Origin of the sequence: Klebsiella sp. R445, assembly GCF_051131755.1 — a bacterium.
In the GTDB taxonomy this organism is placed as follows: Bacteria; Pseudomonadota; Gammaproteobacteria; order Enterobacterales; family Enterobacteriaceae; genus Klebsiella; species Klebsiella lignicola.
This window is the reverse complement of record NZ_CP180446.1, coordinates 1,974,755-1,988,628: the sequence shown is the minus strand read 5'-3', so window position 1 is coordinate 1,988,628 and position 13,874 is coordinate 1,974,755. Positions and strand designations below refer to the sequence as shown.

The 13,874-nt window shown below is 53.2% G+C and carries 12 protein-coding genes; 9 read left to right on the top strand and 3 right to left on the bottom strand.

Annotation, left to right across the window (positions count from 1 at the left end; translation table 11 throughout):
• Positions 1–76 precede the first annotated feature (76 nt).
• Positions 77–1,552 carry an MFS transporter gene (gene ampG, locus ACMYSN_RS09245; RefSeq protein ID WP_462497789.1) on the bottom strand — a complete coding sequence of 492 codons (1,476 nt, stop codon included), beginning with the start codon at positions 1,550–1,552 and terminating at the stop codon, positions 77–79.
• Positions 1,553–1,596: 44 nt separating this feature from the next.
• Entirely contained in the window at positions 1,597–2,175 is a 579-nt protein-coding gene (locus ACMYSN_RS09240; protein WP_123756219.1) for a lipoprotein, read from the bottom strand.
• A 369-nt stretch (positions 2,176–2,544) separates the two neighbouring features.
• On the opposite strand from ACMYSN_RS09240, the gene bolA reads away from it, so the two are divergent.
• From bolA to ACMYSN_RS09195, 9 genes are all read left to right on the top strand, one after another.
• Positions 2,545–2,862, top strand: coding sequence for a transcriptional regulator BolA (bolA, locus tag ACMYSN_RS09235; protein ID WP_123755697.1), 318 nt, complete (start codon positions 2,545–2,547; stop codon positions 2,860–2,862).
• A gap of 346 nt (positions 2,863–3,208) precedes the next feature.
• Positions 3,209–4,507, top strand: coding sequence for a trigger factor (gene tig / locus ACMYSN_RS09230; protein WP_462497788.1), 1,299 nt, complete (start codon positions 3,209–3,211; stop codon positions 4,505–4,507).
• Positions 4,508–4,866: 359 nt separating this feature from the next.
• The gene (gene clpP, locus ACMYSN_RS09225; protein ID WP_123755699.1) at positions 4,867–5,490 is read left to right on the top strand and encodes an ATP-dependent Clp endopeptidase proteolytic subunit ClpP; all 624 of its coding nucleotides are present in this window, start codon (positions 4,867–4,869) and stop codon (positions 5,488–5,490) included.
• A 132-nt stretch (positions 5,491–5,622) separates the two neighbouring features.
• A complete protein-coding gene (clpX, locus tag ACMYSN_RS09220; RefSeq protein ID WP_462497787.1) occupies positions 5,623–6,897 on the top strand; it encodes an ATP-dependent Clp protease ATP-binding subunit ClpX in 1,275 nt (424 codons plus the stop codon).
• 184 nt (positions 6,898–7,081) lie between these two features.
• Positions 7,082–9,436 (top strand): endopeptidase La, encoded by a 2,355-nt coding sequence (gene lon / locus ACMYSN_RS09215; RefSeq protein ID WP_462497786.1) that lies wholly within the window; start codon positions 7,082–7,084, stop codon positions 9,434–9,436.
• A 207-nt stretch (positions 9,437–9,643) separates the two neighbouring features.
• Complete coding sequence (gene hupB / locus ACMYSN_RS09210) at positions 9,644–9,916, top strand: nucleoid-associated protein HU-beta (protein WP_002444653.1); 273 nt, start codon at positions 9,644–9,646, stop codon at positions 9,914–9,916.
• A gap of 213 nt (positions 9,917–10,129) precedes the next feature.
• Positions 10,130–12,004 carry a peptidylprolyl isomerase gene (ppiD, locus tag ACMYSN_RS09205; protein ID WP_462497785.1) on the top strand — a complete coding sequence of 625 codons (1,875 nt, stop codon included), beginning with the start codon at positions 10,130–10,132 and terminating at the stop codon, positions 12,002–12,004.
• A 148-nt stretch (positions 12,005–12,152) separates the two neighbouring features.
• Positions 12,153–12,521: a helix-hairpin-helix domain-containing protein gene (locus ACMYSN_RS09200; protein WP_462497784.1), complete on the top strand. Its 369-nt coding sequence runs from the start codon at positions 12,153–12,155 to the stop codon at positions 12,519–12,521.
• A 109-nt stretch (positions 12,522–12,630) separates the two neighbouring features.
• Positions 12,631–13,032, top strand: coding sequence for a hotdog family protein (locus tag ACMYSN_RS09195; RefSeq protein ID WP_462497783.1), 402 nt, complete (start codon positions 12,631–12,633; stop codon positions 13,030–13,032).
• Positions 13,033–13,143: 111 nt separating this feature from the next.
• Here the strand turns inward: ACMYSN_RS09195 and queC are convergent, their stop codons facing one another.
• Positions 13,144–13,839: a 7-cyano-7-deazaguanine synthase gene (gene queC, locus ACMYSN_RS09190; RefSeq protein ID WP_462497782.1), complete on the bottom strand. Its 696-nt coding sequence runs from the start codon at positions 13,837–13,839 to the stop codon at positions 13,144–13,146.
• Positions 13,840–13,874 lie beyond the last annotated feature (35 nt).

Below are 13,874 nucleotides of genomic sequence, written 5' to 3'. Positions count from 1 at the left end.
GGAAAATATAAGATCGTTAATAAACCGTTATAATTACGTTGAGTAACTACAACGGTTTATTAGGCTGACCTGTACATTAAACCAGCGCGGTCTTGCGCAATGCCAGATAATCGAGAAGGCTGCCGAGCAGGATGCCGCCGACGGCAGTCAGCGCCGCCACTTCCAGCATGCCTGGCAGGAAGGAAAATGCGGTGAAATCCAGCGCATTCAGCACTAGTAGCAGCAGCCATATCCCCAGCATCAGCGTTCCCAGAGCGAGGATCAGCAGCGCCAGCCTGTAGGTCTGCGCGTATTCCGTGCGTGGCAGGAAGGTTCCGGTGCGTTGGGTATGTTCCAGGGTGCTGCGACACAGTAGCAGCAGCAGGATACCGGGCACCGCAGCAAATACTGAGAACAGATAAAACGTTGGCCAGCCGTGGGCTTCGACAAACCAGCCGGCAATCGGGCCAACATAGACGCGCCCGACCGCTGACAGCGCCGACAAGAGGGCAAACTGGGTGGCAGAAAATGACTTATTGCACAGCGTCATTAATAGCGCGACAAACGCCGCCGTTCCCATACCGCCACACAGGTTTTCGAAAAAGACCGCCGTCGCCATCGAATACAGATGCTTATCCGTTATCGACAGCAGCCAGTAACCGGCATTCGACACGCCCTGTAGGATCCCGAAAATGAGCAGGGCGCGAAACAGGGTGAGGCGTTGCATCAATACGCCGCCGTACAGCGCGCCGACGATTGTGGCGAACAGCCCCAGCGTTTTATTTACCATCCCGACTTCGCCGGCATCGAAACCGACGCCGCGGATCAGGAAGGTCGTGGTCAGACTCATGGCGAAAGCGTCGCCGAGCTTATAAAGGACGATCAGCAGCAGAATCAGCCAGGCGTTGTTGCGCCCGAAGAAATCACGCAACGGTTCCGCGACGGCCTGCTCGAGGCTCCTTGGGACCGGAATGACGTCGCTCGGCTCCGGTGCCAGCAACGTGGCAATAATGCAGGGGATCAGCAGCGCGGCCATCAGCCAGTACATGCCCTGCCAGCCCAGCCAGCGATCGGCCAGCCACAGCGCCAGTCCGCCAGAAACCAGCATCCCTAAGCGATAGCCCAGTACGCTAATCGCGGCGCCGGTACCACGCTCTTCTGCCGGAAGGACATCGGTTTTCCAGGCGTCGAAGACAATATCCTGGGACGCAGAACAGAAGGCGATAACCACTGCCAGGGCCGCCATCCAGCGCAACTGAGTGGCGGGCTCAAGGAATCCCATCGCCGCAATGGCAATCAACAGCAGGCATTGTGTGGTCAGGAGCCAGCCGCGGCGCCGGCCAAGAAACGGCGGCGTGTAGCGGTCCATTAAGGGCGACCAGAGAAACTTAAAGACGTAAGCCTGGCCGACAAGAGAGAAGAAACCGATGGTTTTCAGATCGATATTTTCAACCGTCATCCACGCCTGAAGCGTGCCTGAGGTCAAAGCAAGCGGTAAACCAGAAGCAAAACCAAGAATCAGCAGGATAGCTGATTTCGGCTGCTGAAAAATGCGTAAATAATGATTAGACATGGCTTATAGCGTAAACCCGGCGCGAGGCCGGGTTTACCAACAGATTAACGTGCGTTTTGCTTGATGAAATCGTGAATGCTGGTGTCCTGCGCCATATCGGCGATGGTATCGGTCAGGACGCTGTTGACAGCATTCGCAATGTTCTGGTTAGAGGCCTGGAAGGCGCCTTCAACAGAATAGCTGGCACGATAATTTTTGGTCATCTTAGTGCCGTTAGCGGCGGTGGCGATAATCGCAATATCGGCCTTGGTGGCGATGTTGTAACGCACGTTACCCTGGGAGACATCGGCATACAGTTTGTTGACGATGATCTGCAGGTCGACGGCACCGTTTGGCCCAATCATATAACCGCGAGCGGTCATTTGTTTTTCAAGCACTTCCTGCAGCAGGAAACGCAGATCGCGGGAGGCGGTCAGAGTGACCTGCTGGTTATTGCGCGTGACTTTTGCCAGCGCCTGGTCCGGACGCTGGTCAGCGCCGTTAATGCTGACGGTTACGCCCATCAGGCTCGGATCCTGCTGCGGCAGGCTCATTTTCGGCGATACATCGATGGTGGTCGGTGGCGTAGCGCATCCTGCCAGCATAAACAGCGCGACCAAAGGAAAAAGAATTTTCTTAAACATGTTCAGGGTCTCAACGCAGGGGGTGGTTTTACTCGTCATATTTGATTCTACAGGGGCGTTAGCGGCTGTTGCTGTAGCTCAAGTTATGTCGGGTAATTGAGAAAGATTCCCGCCATCATAACATTGCCAACGGCGAGGGGAAGTGGCAACGCATGTAATTTCATCGTGTTGCCTGTTTTATGACCTTTAGCCATTTTTATCGCGATCCTGGCGGGCGTTCTGGCGTCAACAGTGAGTAAACTAAATACTTTTGAATGAAAATATAAGAAGAATGCTAATTTTTTGTTGTTTTCCCCTAATGGAAGCGGTAAAAGCGGCTAACATTTAAAAGGAATGGCGGCATCTCAGCGTTGTCGGAGGAGAAAATTCATGATGATACGTGAGCAGATCGAAGCAAAACTTAGAGCAGCGTTCGACCCGGTGTATCTCGAAGTCGTGGATGAAAGCTATCGCCACAATGTGCCTGCGGGTTCTGAAAGTCATTTTAAAGTGGTGTTGGTTAGCGATCGTTTTACCGGCGAGCGTTTCCTTAATCGTCACCGGATGATTTACGGTACGTTGACCGAGGAACTGTCAAGCACCGTGCACGCGCTGGCGTTGCACACCTATACGATTAAAGAGTGGGAAGGGCTTCAGGACACTATCTTTGCGTCTCCTCCTTGTCGCGGAGCAGGAAGCATCGCCTAGAAATCGCATTTGCAACTGCCGGAGCTTTTCCAGTATGTTGCGTGAAGATTTATCCAAAAACGGCCTACGGGCCGTTTTGTTTTGCCTGAAAATGTGCTCAGTGGGTACTTTTTCAGGCAAATTTGCGCGGGAAATGTGAAAAATGCCGCAGCAGTGGGCGACAACCGTTCTCGACTCACAAAAGTGATGCCGCTATAATGCCGCGTCTTATATTATGAATGTCTTCGGGATGATTCTGACGACAGGGAATGTGTTTCTGATTTGAAGAGGGCATCCCGGTTCTGCGAAGCCACTGACACGCGCTTCCAGAGTTGACCGAGCACTGTGATTTTTTTGAGGTAACAAGATGCAAGTTTCAGTTGAAACCACTCAGGGCCTTGGGCGCCGTGTAACGATTACTATCGCCGCTGACAGCATCGAGAATGCTGTCAAAAGCGAGCTGGTCAACGTGGCGAAAAAAGTTCGCATTGACGGCTTCCGTAAAGGGAAAGTGCCGATGAATGTTGTTGCTCAGCGTTATGGCGCATCCGTTCGCCAGGACGTGCTGGGTGACCTGATGAGCCGTCATTTCGTTGACGCTATCATCAAAGAGAAAATCAATCCGGCCGGTGCGCCGAACTACGTTCCAGGCGAATACAAGCTGGGTGAAGACTTCACCTACGCGGTAGAATTCGAAGTTTACCCGGAAGTTGAGCTGCAGGGTCTGGAAGCAATCGAAGTTGAAAAACCGGTTGTTGAAGTAACCGAAGCTGACGTTGACACCATGCTGGATACTCTGCGTAAGCAGCAGGCTAACTGGAAAGACAAAGACGGTGCTGTTGATGCAGAAGATCGCGTCACCGTTGACTTCACCGGTTCTGTTGACGGCGAAGAGTTCGAAGGCGGCAAAGCGACTGACTTCGTACTGGCAATGGGCCAGGGTCGTATGATCCCGGGCTTTGAAGACGGTATCAAAGGTCACAAAGCTGGCGAAGAGTTCACTATCGACGTGACCTTCCCGGAAGAATACCACGCAGAAAACCTGAAAGGTAAAGCAGCTAAATTCGTCATCAACCTGAAAAAAGTTGAAGAACGTGAACTGCCGGAACTGACTGCTGAATTCATCAAACGTTTCGGCGTTGAAGATGGTTCCGTAGAAGGTCTGCGCGCTGAAGTGCGTAAAAACATGGATCGCGAGCTGAAAGGCGCCGTGCGTAACCGCGTTAAGTCTCAGGCTATCGAAGGTCTGGTCAAGGCTAACGACATCGATGTCCCGGCCGCACTGATCGACAGCGAAATCGACGTTCTGCGTCGTCAGGCTGCTCAGCGTTTCGGTGGCAACGAGAACCAGGCGCTGGAACTGCCGCGCGAACTGTTCGAAGAGCAGGCTAAACGCCGCGTTGTTGTTGGCCTGCTGCTGGGCGAAGTGATTCGTACCAACGAGCTGAAAGCTGACGAAGATCGCGTTAAAGGTCTGATCGAAGAGATGGCTTCCGCTTATGAAGATCCGAAAGAAGTTGTTGAGTTCTACAGCAAAAACAACGAACTGATGGACAACATGCATAACGTTGCGCTGGAAGAGCAGGCTGTTGAAGCCGTTCTGGCAAAAGCGAAAGTGTCTGAAAAAGCCACCACTTTCAACGAACTGATGAACCAGCAGGCGTAATTCCGCCTACCAGGTTTAAGGTTCAGGTAAAACCCGTTGCCGAGAGGCGGCGGGTTTTTTTTATCGCAACGATAGCCTCAGTATGAGTGCGAAAACGCGATATCAATGATAGCGTTACGACAAAAGCTTGTTATGCTTGAATTATGATTGCATCGTCCCCATTTCGAGGAGACGGAACTGCCTACGTGAAATCATGCATAATGACGACACGTGATTTCTCAGATTTGTTCAGGTTGCCGGCATTCGTCTAATATCCAGCTAATTTGAGCGATGACGGGTAGAAGGCTCTGGCTGATAATCCGTCCATAAGGTTACAATCAGTGCGGCAGGTTTATTCAAATTTAATCCAGGAGACGGAAATGTCATACAGTGGCGAACGAGATAACTTTGCACCCCATATGGCCCTGGTGCCGATGGTCATTGAACAGACCTCGCGCGGTGAACGTTCTTTTGATATCTATTCCCGTCTGCTCAAGGAACGCGTCATCTTTCTGACCGGCCAGGTGGAAGACCACATGGCGAACCTGATCGTGGCGCAGATGCTTTTTCTGGAAGCAGAAAACCCGGAAAAAGACATTTATTTATACATTAACTCTCCGGGCGGGGTGATCACTGCCGGGATGTCGATTTACGACACTATGCAGTTCATCAAGCCTGACGTGAGCACCATTTGTATGGGCCAGGCCTGTTCAATGGGCGCGTTCCTGTTAACCGCAGGGGCAAAAGGCAAGCGTTTCTGCCTGCCGAACTCTCGCGTGATGATCCACCAGCCGCTGGGCGGCTATCAGGGTCAGGCGACGGATATCGAAATTCACGCCCGCGAGATCCTGAAAGTGAAGGGTCGGATGAATGAACTGATGGCGCACCATACGGGTAAATCCCTGGAGCAGATTGAGACCGACACCGAGCGTGATCGTTTCCTTTCCGCCTCTGAAGCGGTGGAATACGGCCTGGTCGATTCCATTTTGACCCATCGTAATTGATGCCCCTGGCGTGAGGGTGCCGCTATACTTGTCTGGAGTAAGGCGGCACAACGCTGATCAGCGGCTTGCGCCTGAGAATGGCATTTGCGTCGTCGTGTGCGGCACAAAGAACTTAATAAGAGGTTTGGACTCATGACAGATAAACGCAAAGATGGTTCGGGCAAACTGTTGTATTGCTCTTTTTGCGGCAAAAGCCAGCATGAAGTGCGTAAGCTGATCGCCGGGCCATCCGTGTATATCTGCGACGAATGCGTTGATTTATGTAACGACATCATTCGCGAAGAGATTAAAGAAGTTGCGCCGCATCGCGAGCGCAGTGCGCTGCCGACGCCGCACGAAATTCGCCACCATCTGGACGATTATGTTATCGGTCAGGAACCGGCGAAAAAGGTGCTGGCCGTCGCGGTCTATAACCACTACAAACGTCTGCGCAATGGTGACACCAGCAACGGCGTTGAGCTGGGTAAAAGTAACATCCTGCTGATCGGGCCGACCGGTTCCGGTAAAACGCTGCTGGCCGAAACGCTGGCGCGCCTGCTGGATGTGCCGTTTACCATGGCGGACGCCACCACCCTGACCGAAGCCGGTTACGTGGGTGAAGACGTTGAAAACATCATTCAGAAACTGTTGCAGAAATGCGACTACGACGTGCAGAAAGCACAGCGCGGCATCGTGTATATCGATGAAATCGACAAGATTTCTCGTAAATCCGATAACCCGTCGATCACCCGTGATGTATCAGGGGAAGGCGTGCAGCAGGCGCTGCTGAAGCTGATCGAAGGTACCGTGGCCGCTGTGCCGCCGCAGGGTGGCCGTAAGCATCCGCAGCAGGAATTCTTGCAGGTTGATACCTCCAAGATTCTGTTTATCTGCGGCGGGGCGTTTGCCGGTCTGGATAAAGTCATCTCCCACCGTGTTGAAACCGGCTCTGGTATTGGTTTCGGCGCGACGGTGAAGGCAAAATCCGACAAGGCCAGCGAAGGCGAGCTGCTGTCCCAGGTTGAGCCGGAAGATCTGATCAAATTTGGTCTGATTCCGGAGTTCATCGGTCGTCTGCCGGTGGTGGCTACCCTGAACGAGCTGAGCGAAGACGCGCTGATCCAGATCCTGAAAGAGCCGAAAAATGCTCTGACCAAACAGTATCAGGCGTTGTTCAATCTGGAAGGTGCGGAGCTGGAGTTCCGTGATGAAGCGCTGGATGCGATCGCTAAAAAAGCGATGGCGCGTAAAACCGGCGCCCGTGGTTTGCGTTCAATCGTTGAAGCCGCACTGCTGGATACTATGTACGATCTGCCGTCGATGGACGACGTCGAAAAAGTGGTGATTGACGCGTCGGTGATTGATGGCCAAAGCAAGCCGATGCTGATCTACGGTAAACCGGAAGCACAGCAAGCATCTGGTGAATAATTCGCCAAATTGCTCAAGCAGTTAACCAAAAAGGGGGGATTTTATCTCCCCTTTTATTTTTCCTGCATTCCTGCCGTTGAATGTATGGATTACATCCCCATATACTGGTTTACATATTAACAGCGTCGCGATGGAAGGTCGTGCCGCTGACTACCTGGCGGACTTTAAACTAAGAGAGAGCTCTATGAATCCTGAGCGTTCTGAACGCATTGAAATCCCCGTATTGCCGTTGCGCGATGTGGTGGTTTATCCGCACATGGTCATACCCCTGTTTGTAGGGCGGGAAAAATCTATCCGTTGTCTTGAAGCGGCTATGGACCATGATAAAAAAATCATGCTGGTTGCGCAGAAAGAAGCTTCGACGGATGAGCCGGGTGTAAATGATCTTTTCACCGTCGGGACCGTGGCGTCAATTTTACAGATGTTGAAGCTGCCTGATGGCACCGTCAAAGTGCTGGTTGAAGGCCTGCAGCGCGCGCGTATTTCTGCGTTATCTGACGACGGCGAGCATTTCTCAGCGAAAGCGGAGTACCTCGAATCGCCAGCGATCGAAGAGCGCGAGCAGGAAGTGCTGGTGCGCACCGCGATCGGTCAGTTTGAAGGCTACATCAAGCTGAACAAAAAAATCCCGCCAGAAGTGCTGACGTCGCTCAATAGCATCGACGATCCCGCACGTCTGGCCGACACCATCGCTGCCCACATGCCGCTGAAGCTGGCCGATAAGCAGTCCGTCCTCGAGATGTCCGACATCAACGAACGTCTGGAATATCTGATGGCGATGATGGAATCGGAAATCGATCTGCTGCAGGTTGAGAAGCGTATTCGCAACCGTGTGAAAAAGCAGATGGAGAAATCTCAGCGTGAGTATTATCTGAATGAGCAGATGAAGGCCATCCAGAAAGAGCTCGGTGAGATGGACGATGCCCCGGACGAGAACGAAGCGCTGAAGCGCAAGATCGACGCGGCGAAAATGCCGAAAGAGGCAAAAGAAAAAACCGAAGCGGAACTGCAAAAGCTGAAGATGATGTCACCGATGTCGGCGGAAGCGACCGTCGTGCGTGGCTATATCGACTGGATGGTGCAGGTGCCGTGGAATGCGCGCAGCAAAGTCAAAAAAGATCTGCGCCAGGCTCAGGAAGTCCTCGATACCGACCATTACGGCCTTGAGCGCGTGAAGGATCGTATCCTTGAGTATCTTGCAGTGCAGAGCCGTGTGAACAAGCTCAAAGGGCCGATTCTGTGCCTGGTAGGGCCGCCGGGGGTGGGTAAAACCTCGCTGGGCCAATCCATCGCCAAGGCCACCGGACGTAAGTACGTGCGTATGGCGCTGGGTGGCGTGCGCGATGAAGCGGAAATCCGCGGCCATCGTCGTACCTACATTGGCTCCATGCCGGGTAAATTGATCCAGAAAATGGCGAAAGTGGGCGTTAAAAACCCGCTGTTCCTGCTTGATGAGATCGATAAAATGTCTTCCGACATGCGTGGCGATCCGGCTTCGGCGCTGCTGGAGGTGTTGGATCCAGAACAAAACGTGGCCTTTAACGACCATTATCTGGAAGTGGACTACGACCTCAGCGATGTGATGTTTGTGGCGACCTCTAACTCCATGAACATTCCAGCACCGCTGCTGGATCGTATGGAAGTGATTCGTCTGTCTGGTTACACCGAAGATGAAAAACTGAACATTGCCAAACGCCACCTGTTGTCAAAACAGATTGAGCGTAACGCGCTGAAAAAAGGCGAGCTGACCGTTGAGGACAGCGCGATCGTCGGGATTATTCGTTACTACACCCGTGAAGCTGGCGTGCGTGGGCTGGAGCGTGAAATCTCCAAACTGTGCCGTAAGGCGGTTAAACAGCTGCTGCTGGATAAGACCCTGAAGCACATCACGATTAATGGCGATAACCTGCATGATTTCCTCGGCGTGCAGCGCTACGACTACGGTCGTGCGGATAGCGAAAATCGTGTTGGCCAGGTCACCGGTCTGGCGTGGACGGAAGTGGGCGGCGATCTGCTGACCATTGAAACCGCCTGCGTACCGGGTAAAGGCAAGCTGACCTACACCGGTTCGTTGGGTGAAGTGATGCAGGAGTCCATTCAGGCGGCGTTGACGGTAGTGCGTTCTCGTGCGGATAAACTGGGTATTAACTCGGATTTCTACGAAAAACGCGACATTCACGTCCACGTTCCTGAAGGGGCGACGCCGAAGGATGGTCCGAGTGCTGGTATTGCTATGTGCACCGCGTTGGTTTCCTGCCTGACCGGGAATCCGGTACGTGCCGATGTTGCGATGACCGGGGAAATTACCCTGCGTGGCCAGGTGCTGCCGATCGGTGGTCTGAAGGAAAAACTGCTGGCAGCGCATCGCGGTGGCATTAAGACTGTTCTGATTCCTGATGAAAATAAACGCGATCTGGAAGAAATTCCTGACAACATTATTGCCGATTTAGACATTCACCCGGTGAAACGAATCGAAGAAGTTCTGACACTTGCGTTGCAGAATGAGCCGTTTGGCATGCAGGTTGTCACGGCAAAATAGTGATATCGCGCAAAGAGCGTTAAGAAAAGTGGGGCTGGTGAGTAAAATCGTACTTGCCAGCCTTTTTTTGTGTAGCTAACTTAGATCGCTGGCAGGGGGTCATCTACAACTCTGTTGTAAGGGCATGACAGTCCTGATATAACTGCTGCGCGGTCGCACCACGAAGGATTCTGGTGCGATATAAATTATAAAGAGAGGAAGAGAACAGTGAATAAATCTCAACTGATTGACAAAATTGCTGCGGGTGCGGACATTTCTAAAGCTGCAGCCGGACGTGCGTTAGATGCTTTAATTGCTTCTGTTACTGAATCTCTGCAAGCTGGGGATGATGTTGCGCTGGTTGGATTTGGTACTTTCGCGGTCAAAGAGCGTGCTGCCCGTACTGGCCGCAACCCGCAAACCGGTAAAGAAATTACTATCGCCGCAGCTAAAGTACCGGGCTTCCGTGCCGGTAAAGCGCTGAAAGACGCAGTAAACTGATCAAGTTCCCGTCAGGGAAGGTGACGAAATACAAGGGCGCATCGTGAGATGTGCCTTTTTTCTTTGTCCAGAACTCGACTTTATGTGTGTTTATGCGCACTTGTGGGCTGACAATCACCCCATTTTCTTGTCAAAATAGGTCCTCACGCGCGGCAGCCATCACGTGCTATGCTGCGCGAGCTAAAGTCATCTACAGCGGAGCGTTGTTACACCATGATGGACAACCTACGCACGGCCGCGAACAGCGTCGTGCTCAAGATTATTTTCGGTATCATCATTGTCTCGTTCATATTGACCGGGGTAAGTGGTTACCTGATTGGCGGCAGCAGCAACTATGCCGCGAAAGTTAATGACCAGGAGATTGGTCGTTCACAGTTTGAGAATGCCGTTGCCAGCGAGCGTAATCGTATGCAGCAGCAGCTTGGCGATCAGTTTTCTGAACTGGCGGCCAATGAAAACTACATGAAAACCATGCGTCAGCAGGTGCTGAACCGTCTGATTGATGAGTCCCTGCTGGATCAGTATGCCCGCGAACTGAATCTGAGCGTCAGCGACGCCCAGGTCAAACAGGCGATCTTCCAGACCCAGGCTTTCCAGACGGACGGTAAATTTAGTAACGAACGCTTTGGCAGCATCGTGGGCCAGATGGGGATGACTACCGACCAGTATGCACAGGCGCTGCGTAACCAGCTGACCACGCAGCAGCTGGTTAACGCCATTGCCGGCACCGACTTTATGTTGACCGGTGAGTCCGATGAGCTGGCGGCGTTGGTTTCGCAGCAGCGTGTGGTGCGTGAAGCTACCATTGATGTGAACGCGCTGGCGGCGAAACAGACCGTGACCGATGCGGAAGTTGATGCATACTACCAGCAGAATCAGGCGCGTTTCATGGCGCCAGAGCAGTTCCGTGTTAGCTACATCAAAATGGATGCCGCTAGCATGCAGGAAAACGTTTCTGACCAGGATATTCAATCCTGGTATGACCAGCATCAGGACCAGTTCACGCAGCCGCAGCGTAACCGCTACAGCGTGATTCAGACCAAAACTGAAGCCGATGCACAGGCCGTGGTTGACGAGCTGAAGAAAGGGGCTGATTTCGCCACGCTGGCGAAAGAAAAATCCACCGATATTATCTCTGCCCGTAACGGCGGTGACATGGGTTGGATGGAAGATGCTGCGACGGTTCCTGAGCTGAAAAATGCCGGCCTGAAAGAGAAAGGCCAGCTGTCCGGCGTGATCAAATCTTCTGTTGGTTTCCTGGTTGTGCGTCTTGACGATATGCAGCCAGCAAAAGTCAAACCACTGGCTGACGTTCGTGATGATATCGCGGCGAAAGTGAAACAGGAAAAAGCGCTGGATGCCTACTACGCGCTGCAGCAGAAAGTGAGCGACGCGGCCAGCAACGATAACGAATCTCTGGCAGGCGCGGCGCAGGCTGCGGGCGTCAAAGTAAGCGAAACCGGCTGGTTTGGTCGTGACAATCTGCCGGAAGAGCTGAACTTTAAACCGGTCTCCGATGCTATCTTCAACGGTGGTCTGGTGGGCGAGAACGGTTCACCGGGCAGCAACTCCGATATCATCACCGTGGACGGCGATCGCGCATTTGTTCTGCGCATCAGCGAGCATAAAGCGGAAGCGGTCAAACCGCTGGCGGAAGTGAAAGCGCAGGTTACCGACATCGTGAAACACACCAAAGCTGAACAGCAGGCGAAACTGGATGCAGACAAACTGCTGACCGCGCTGAAAGACGGCAAAGGTGACGAGGCGTTGAAAGCCGCTGGTTTAAGCTTCGGTTCCGCACAGACGCTGGCACGTACCGGTCAGGATCCATTAAGCCAGGCGGCGTTTGCACTGCCGCTGCCGCAGCCGGGTAAACCGAGCTACGGTATTGGTAGCGATATGAAAGGTAACGTGGTCCTGCTGGCGCTGGACGAGGTTAAACCGGGCGATATGCCGGAAGCGCAGAAAGCCGCGATGGTTCAGGGTATCACCCAGAACAACGCTCAGATTGCTTTCGAAGCGCTGATGAGCAACTTGCGTAAGACAGCGAAAATTAAGCTCGGCGATACCATCGACCAGCAGCAGTAATCTCGTGACGCTTCGCAAAAATCAGTAACGTGATGTAATCCTCAAAGGCCGCTTTCGCGGCCTTTTCCATTTCTGTCGATCGGCTTTTGCACGCTTTTTTCTCCCTCGCTATGGTGTCCGTGCTGTCTACACACAAGGAGATCACAGCATGAAACAAGGTGTTAAAACGATGATGGCCGCAACCGTGTTACTTTGGGCGGCGGGAAGCCAGATGGTGCTGGCGGCATCGACCAGCGATAAAGCGTCGGCAGCGGTCAAGCACGAGAGCGTGCCGTCGCCACAGACAAAAGCACCGGCGGTGTTAAAAGCTGCGGCGGGGGAGGCCCGGGTCAGCATCAACAGCGCCAGCGCGGAAGAGCTAATGCAGGCGATGAACGGCGTCGGTCTGAAGAAAGCCCAGGCGATTGTCAGCTATCGCGAAGAGTTCGGGCCATTTAAAACGGTGGACGATCTCAAGCAGGTGCCCGGAATGGGGCACTCTCTGGTAGAGCGAAATCTGGCGCATCTGATGCTGTAATTTTCCGTTCCGGGCTTGCACAGCCGCAAATCTTTGCCAGACTAAAGAGGTCACGAAAGTGGTGTGACCTCTGACCTCAATATGACAATAAGACTAAGGCATTTGCGCTATGCAGACACAAATCAAAGTTCGTGGATATCACCTGGATGTTTATCAGCACGTCAATAACGCTCGCTACCTTGAGTTTCTGGAAGAGGCGCGTTGGGATGGCCTGGAAAACAGCGCCGCGTTCCACTGGATGACCGCCCGCAACATCGCCTTTGTGGTGGTGAATATCAATATTAACTATCGTCGCCCGGCGGTGCTGGGGGATGTATTAACCGTGACCAGCCATCTGCAACAGCTTAATGGTAAAAGCGGCACCTTAAATCAGGTGGTTACCCTGAATCCTGAGGGCGAAGTGGTGGCCGACGCGGTGATCACCTTTGTCTGCATTGATTTAAAAACACAAAAGGCCCTGCCGCTGGACGGCGAGTTGCGCGAGAAGTTGGAGCAGCTTGAGTCTTGCTGACTAGTATGTCCCGGAGGTGGTGCTGCGCACCTGTCCGGGCTCCGCGCCCTCAGCTGCCTGCGAGCCGGTAGCCCGGGCAGGCGCATCGCGCTACCCCCGGGAAATAACCGATTACTGTAGCCCGGTTTTCTGCTTCATCAGTGCCATTACCGCGGTTTTATCGTCCTGGTACTGCTTCAGACCGTTGGCGCGCAGGTTACAGGCGGCACATTGCCCGCAGCCATCGCCTTTAATCCCGTTGTAGCAGGTCAGGGTTTCGTTGCGCACCAGTTCCAGTTGACCCCAGTAATCAGCCAGGGCCCAGGTTTCAGCCTTATTCAGCCACATCAGCGGCGTTTCGAAGCGGATATCTTTTGCCATGCCAAGGCTGACCGCATGATGGAGCGCCTTGACGAAATCGTCGCGGCAGTCCGGGTAGCCGGAAAAATCGGTCTCACAGACGCCGGTGATGATCGCTTCAGCCTTAACCTGATAGGCGTAAATTGCCGTCAGCGTTAAAAACAGGATATTGCGACCAGGCACGAAGGTATTCGGGATACCGTCGGCATTCGGCTCATAGTCCGGTACCGGGATGCTATCGCGGGTCAGGCTGCTGACGGCTAGCTCGTTGAGCAGCGTGACGTCCAGCACCTTATGAGCCACGGCGCCCAGTTTCAGTGCCAGCTCACGAGCTACGTCGATTTCCGCGCGGTGGCGTTGGCCATAATCAAAAGTGACGCAGTGCACTTCATCATACTGTTTCAGAGCCTGCACCAGGCAGGTCGTTGAGTCTTGTCCTCCACTGAAGACAACTACGGCGCGTTTCATAGCAATTCCTGACAATCAAAGTGAAAGCGATATGG

Excerpts from the sequence above, each read along its gene's own strand:
- ampG (WP_462497789.1), bottom strand. The coding sequence starts at position 1,552 with ATGTCTAATCATTATTTACGCATTTTTCAGCAGCCGAAATCAGCTATC.
- ACMYSN_RS09240 (WP_123756219.1), bottom strand. The coding sequence starts at position 2,175 with ATGTTTAAGAAAATTCTTTTTCCTTTGGTCGCGCTGTTTATGCTGGCA.
- bolA (WP_123755697.1), top strand. The coding sequence starts at position 2,545 with ATGATGATACGTGAGCAGATCGAAGCAAAACTTAGAGCAGCGTTCGAC.
- tig (WP_462497788.1), top strand. The coding sequence starts at position 3,209 with ATGCAAGTTTCAGTTGAAACCACTCAGGGCCTTGGGCGCCGTGTAACG.
- clpP (WP_123755699.1), top strand. The coding sequence starts at position 4,867 with ATGTCATACAGTGGCGAACGAGATAACTTTGCACCCCATATGGCCCTG.
- clpX (WP_462497787.1), top strand. The coding sequence starts at position 5,623 with ATGACAGATAAACGCAAAGATGGTTCGGGCAAACTGTTGTATTGCTCT.
- lon (WP_462497786.1), top strand. The coding sequence starts at position 7,082 with ATGAATCCTGAGCGTTCTGAACGCATTGAAATCCCCGTATTGCCGTTG.
- ppiD (WP_462497785.1), top strand. The coding sequence starts at position 10,130 with ATGATGGACAACCTACGCACGGCCGCGAACAGCGTCGTGCTCAAGATT.
- ACMYSN_RS09200 (WP_462497784.1), top strand. The coding sequence starts at position 12,153 with ATGAAACAAGGTGTTAAAACGATGATGGCCGCAACCGTGTTACTTTGG.
- ACMYSN_RS09195 (WP_462497783.1), top strand. The coding sequence starts at position 12,631 with ATGCAGACACAAATCAAAGTTCGTGGATATCACCTGGATGTTTATCAG.
- queC (WP_462497782.1), bottom strand. The coding sequence starts at position 13,839 with ATGAAACGCGCCGTAGTTGTCTTCAGTGGAGGACAAGACTCAACGACC.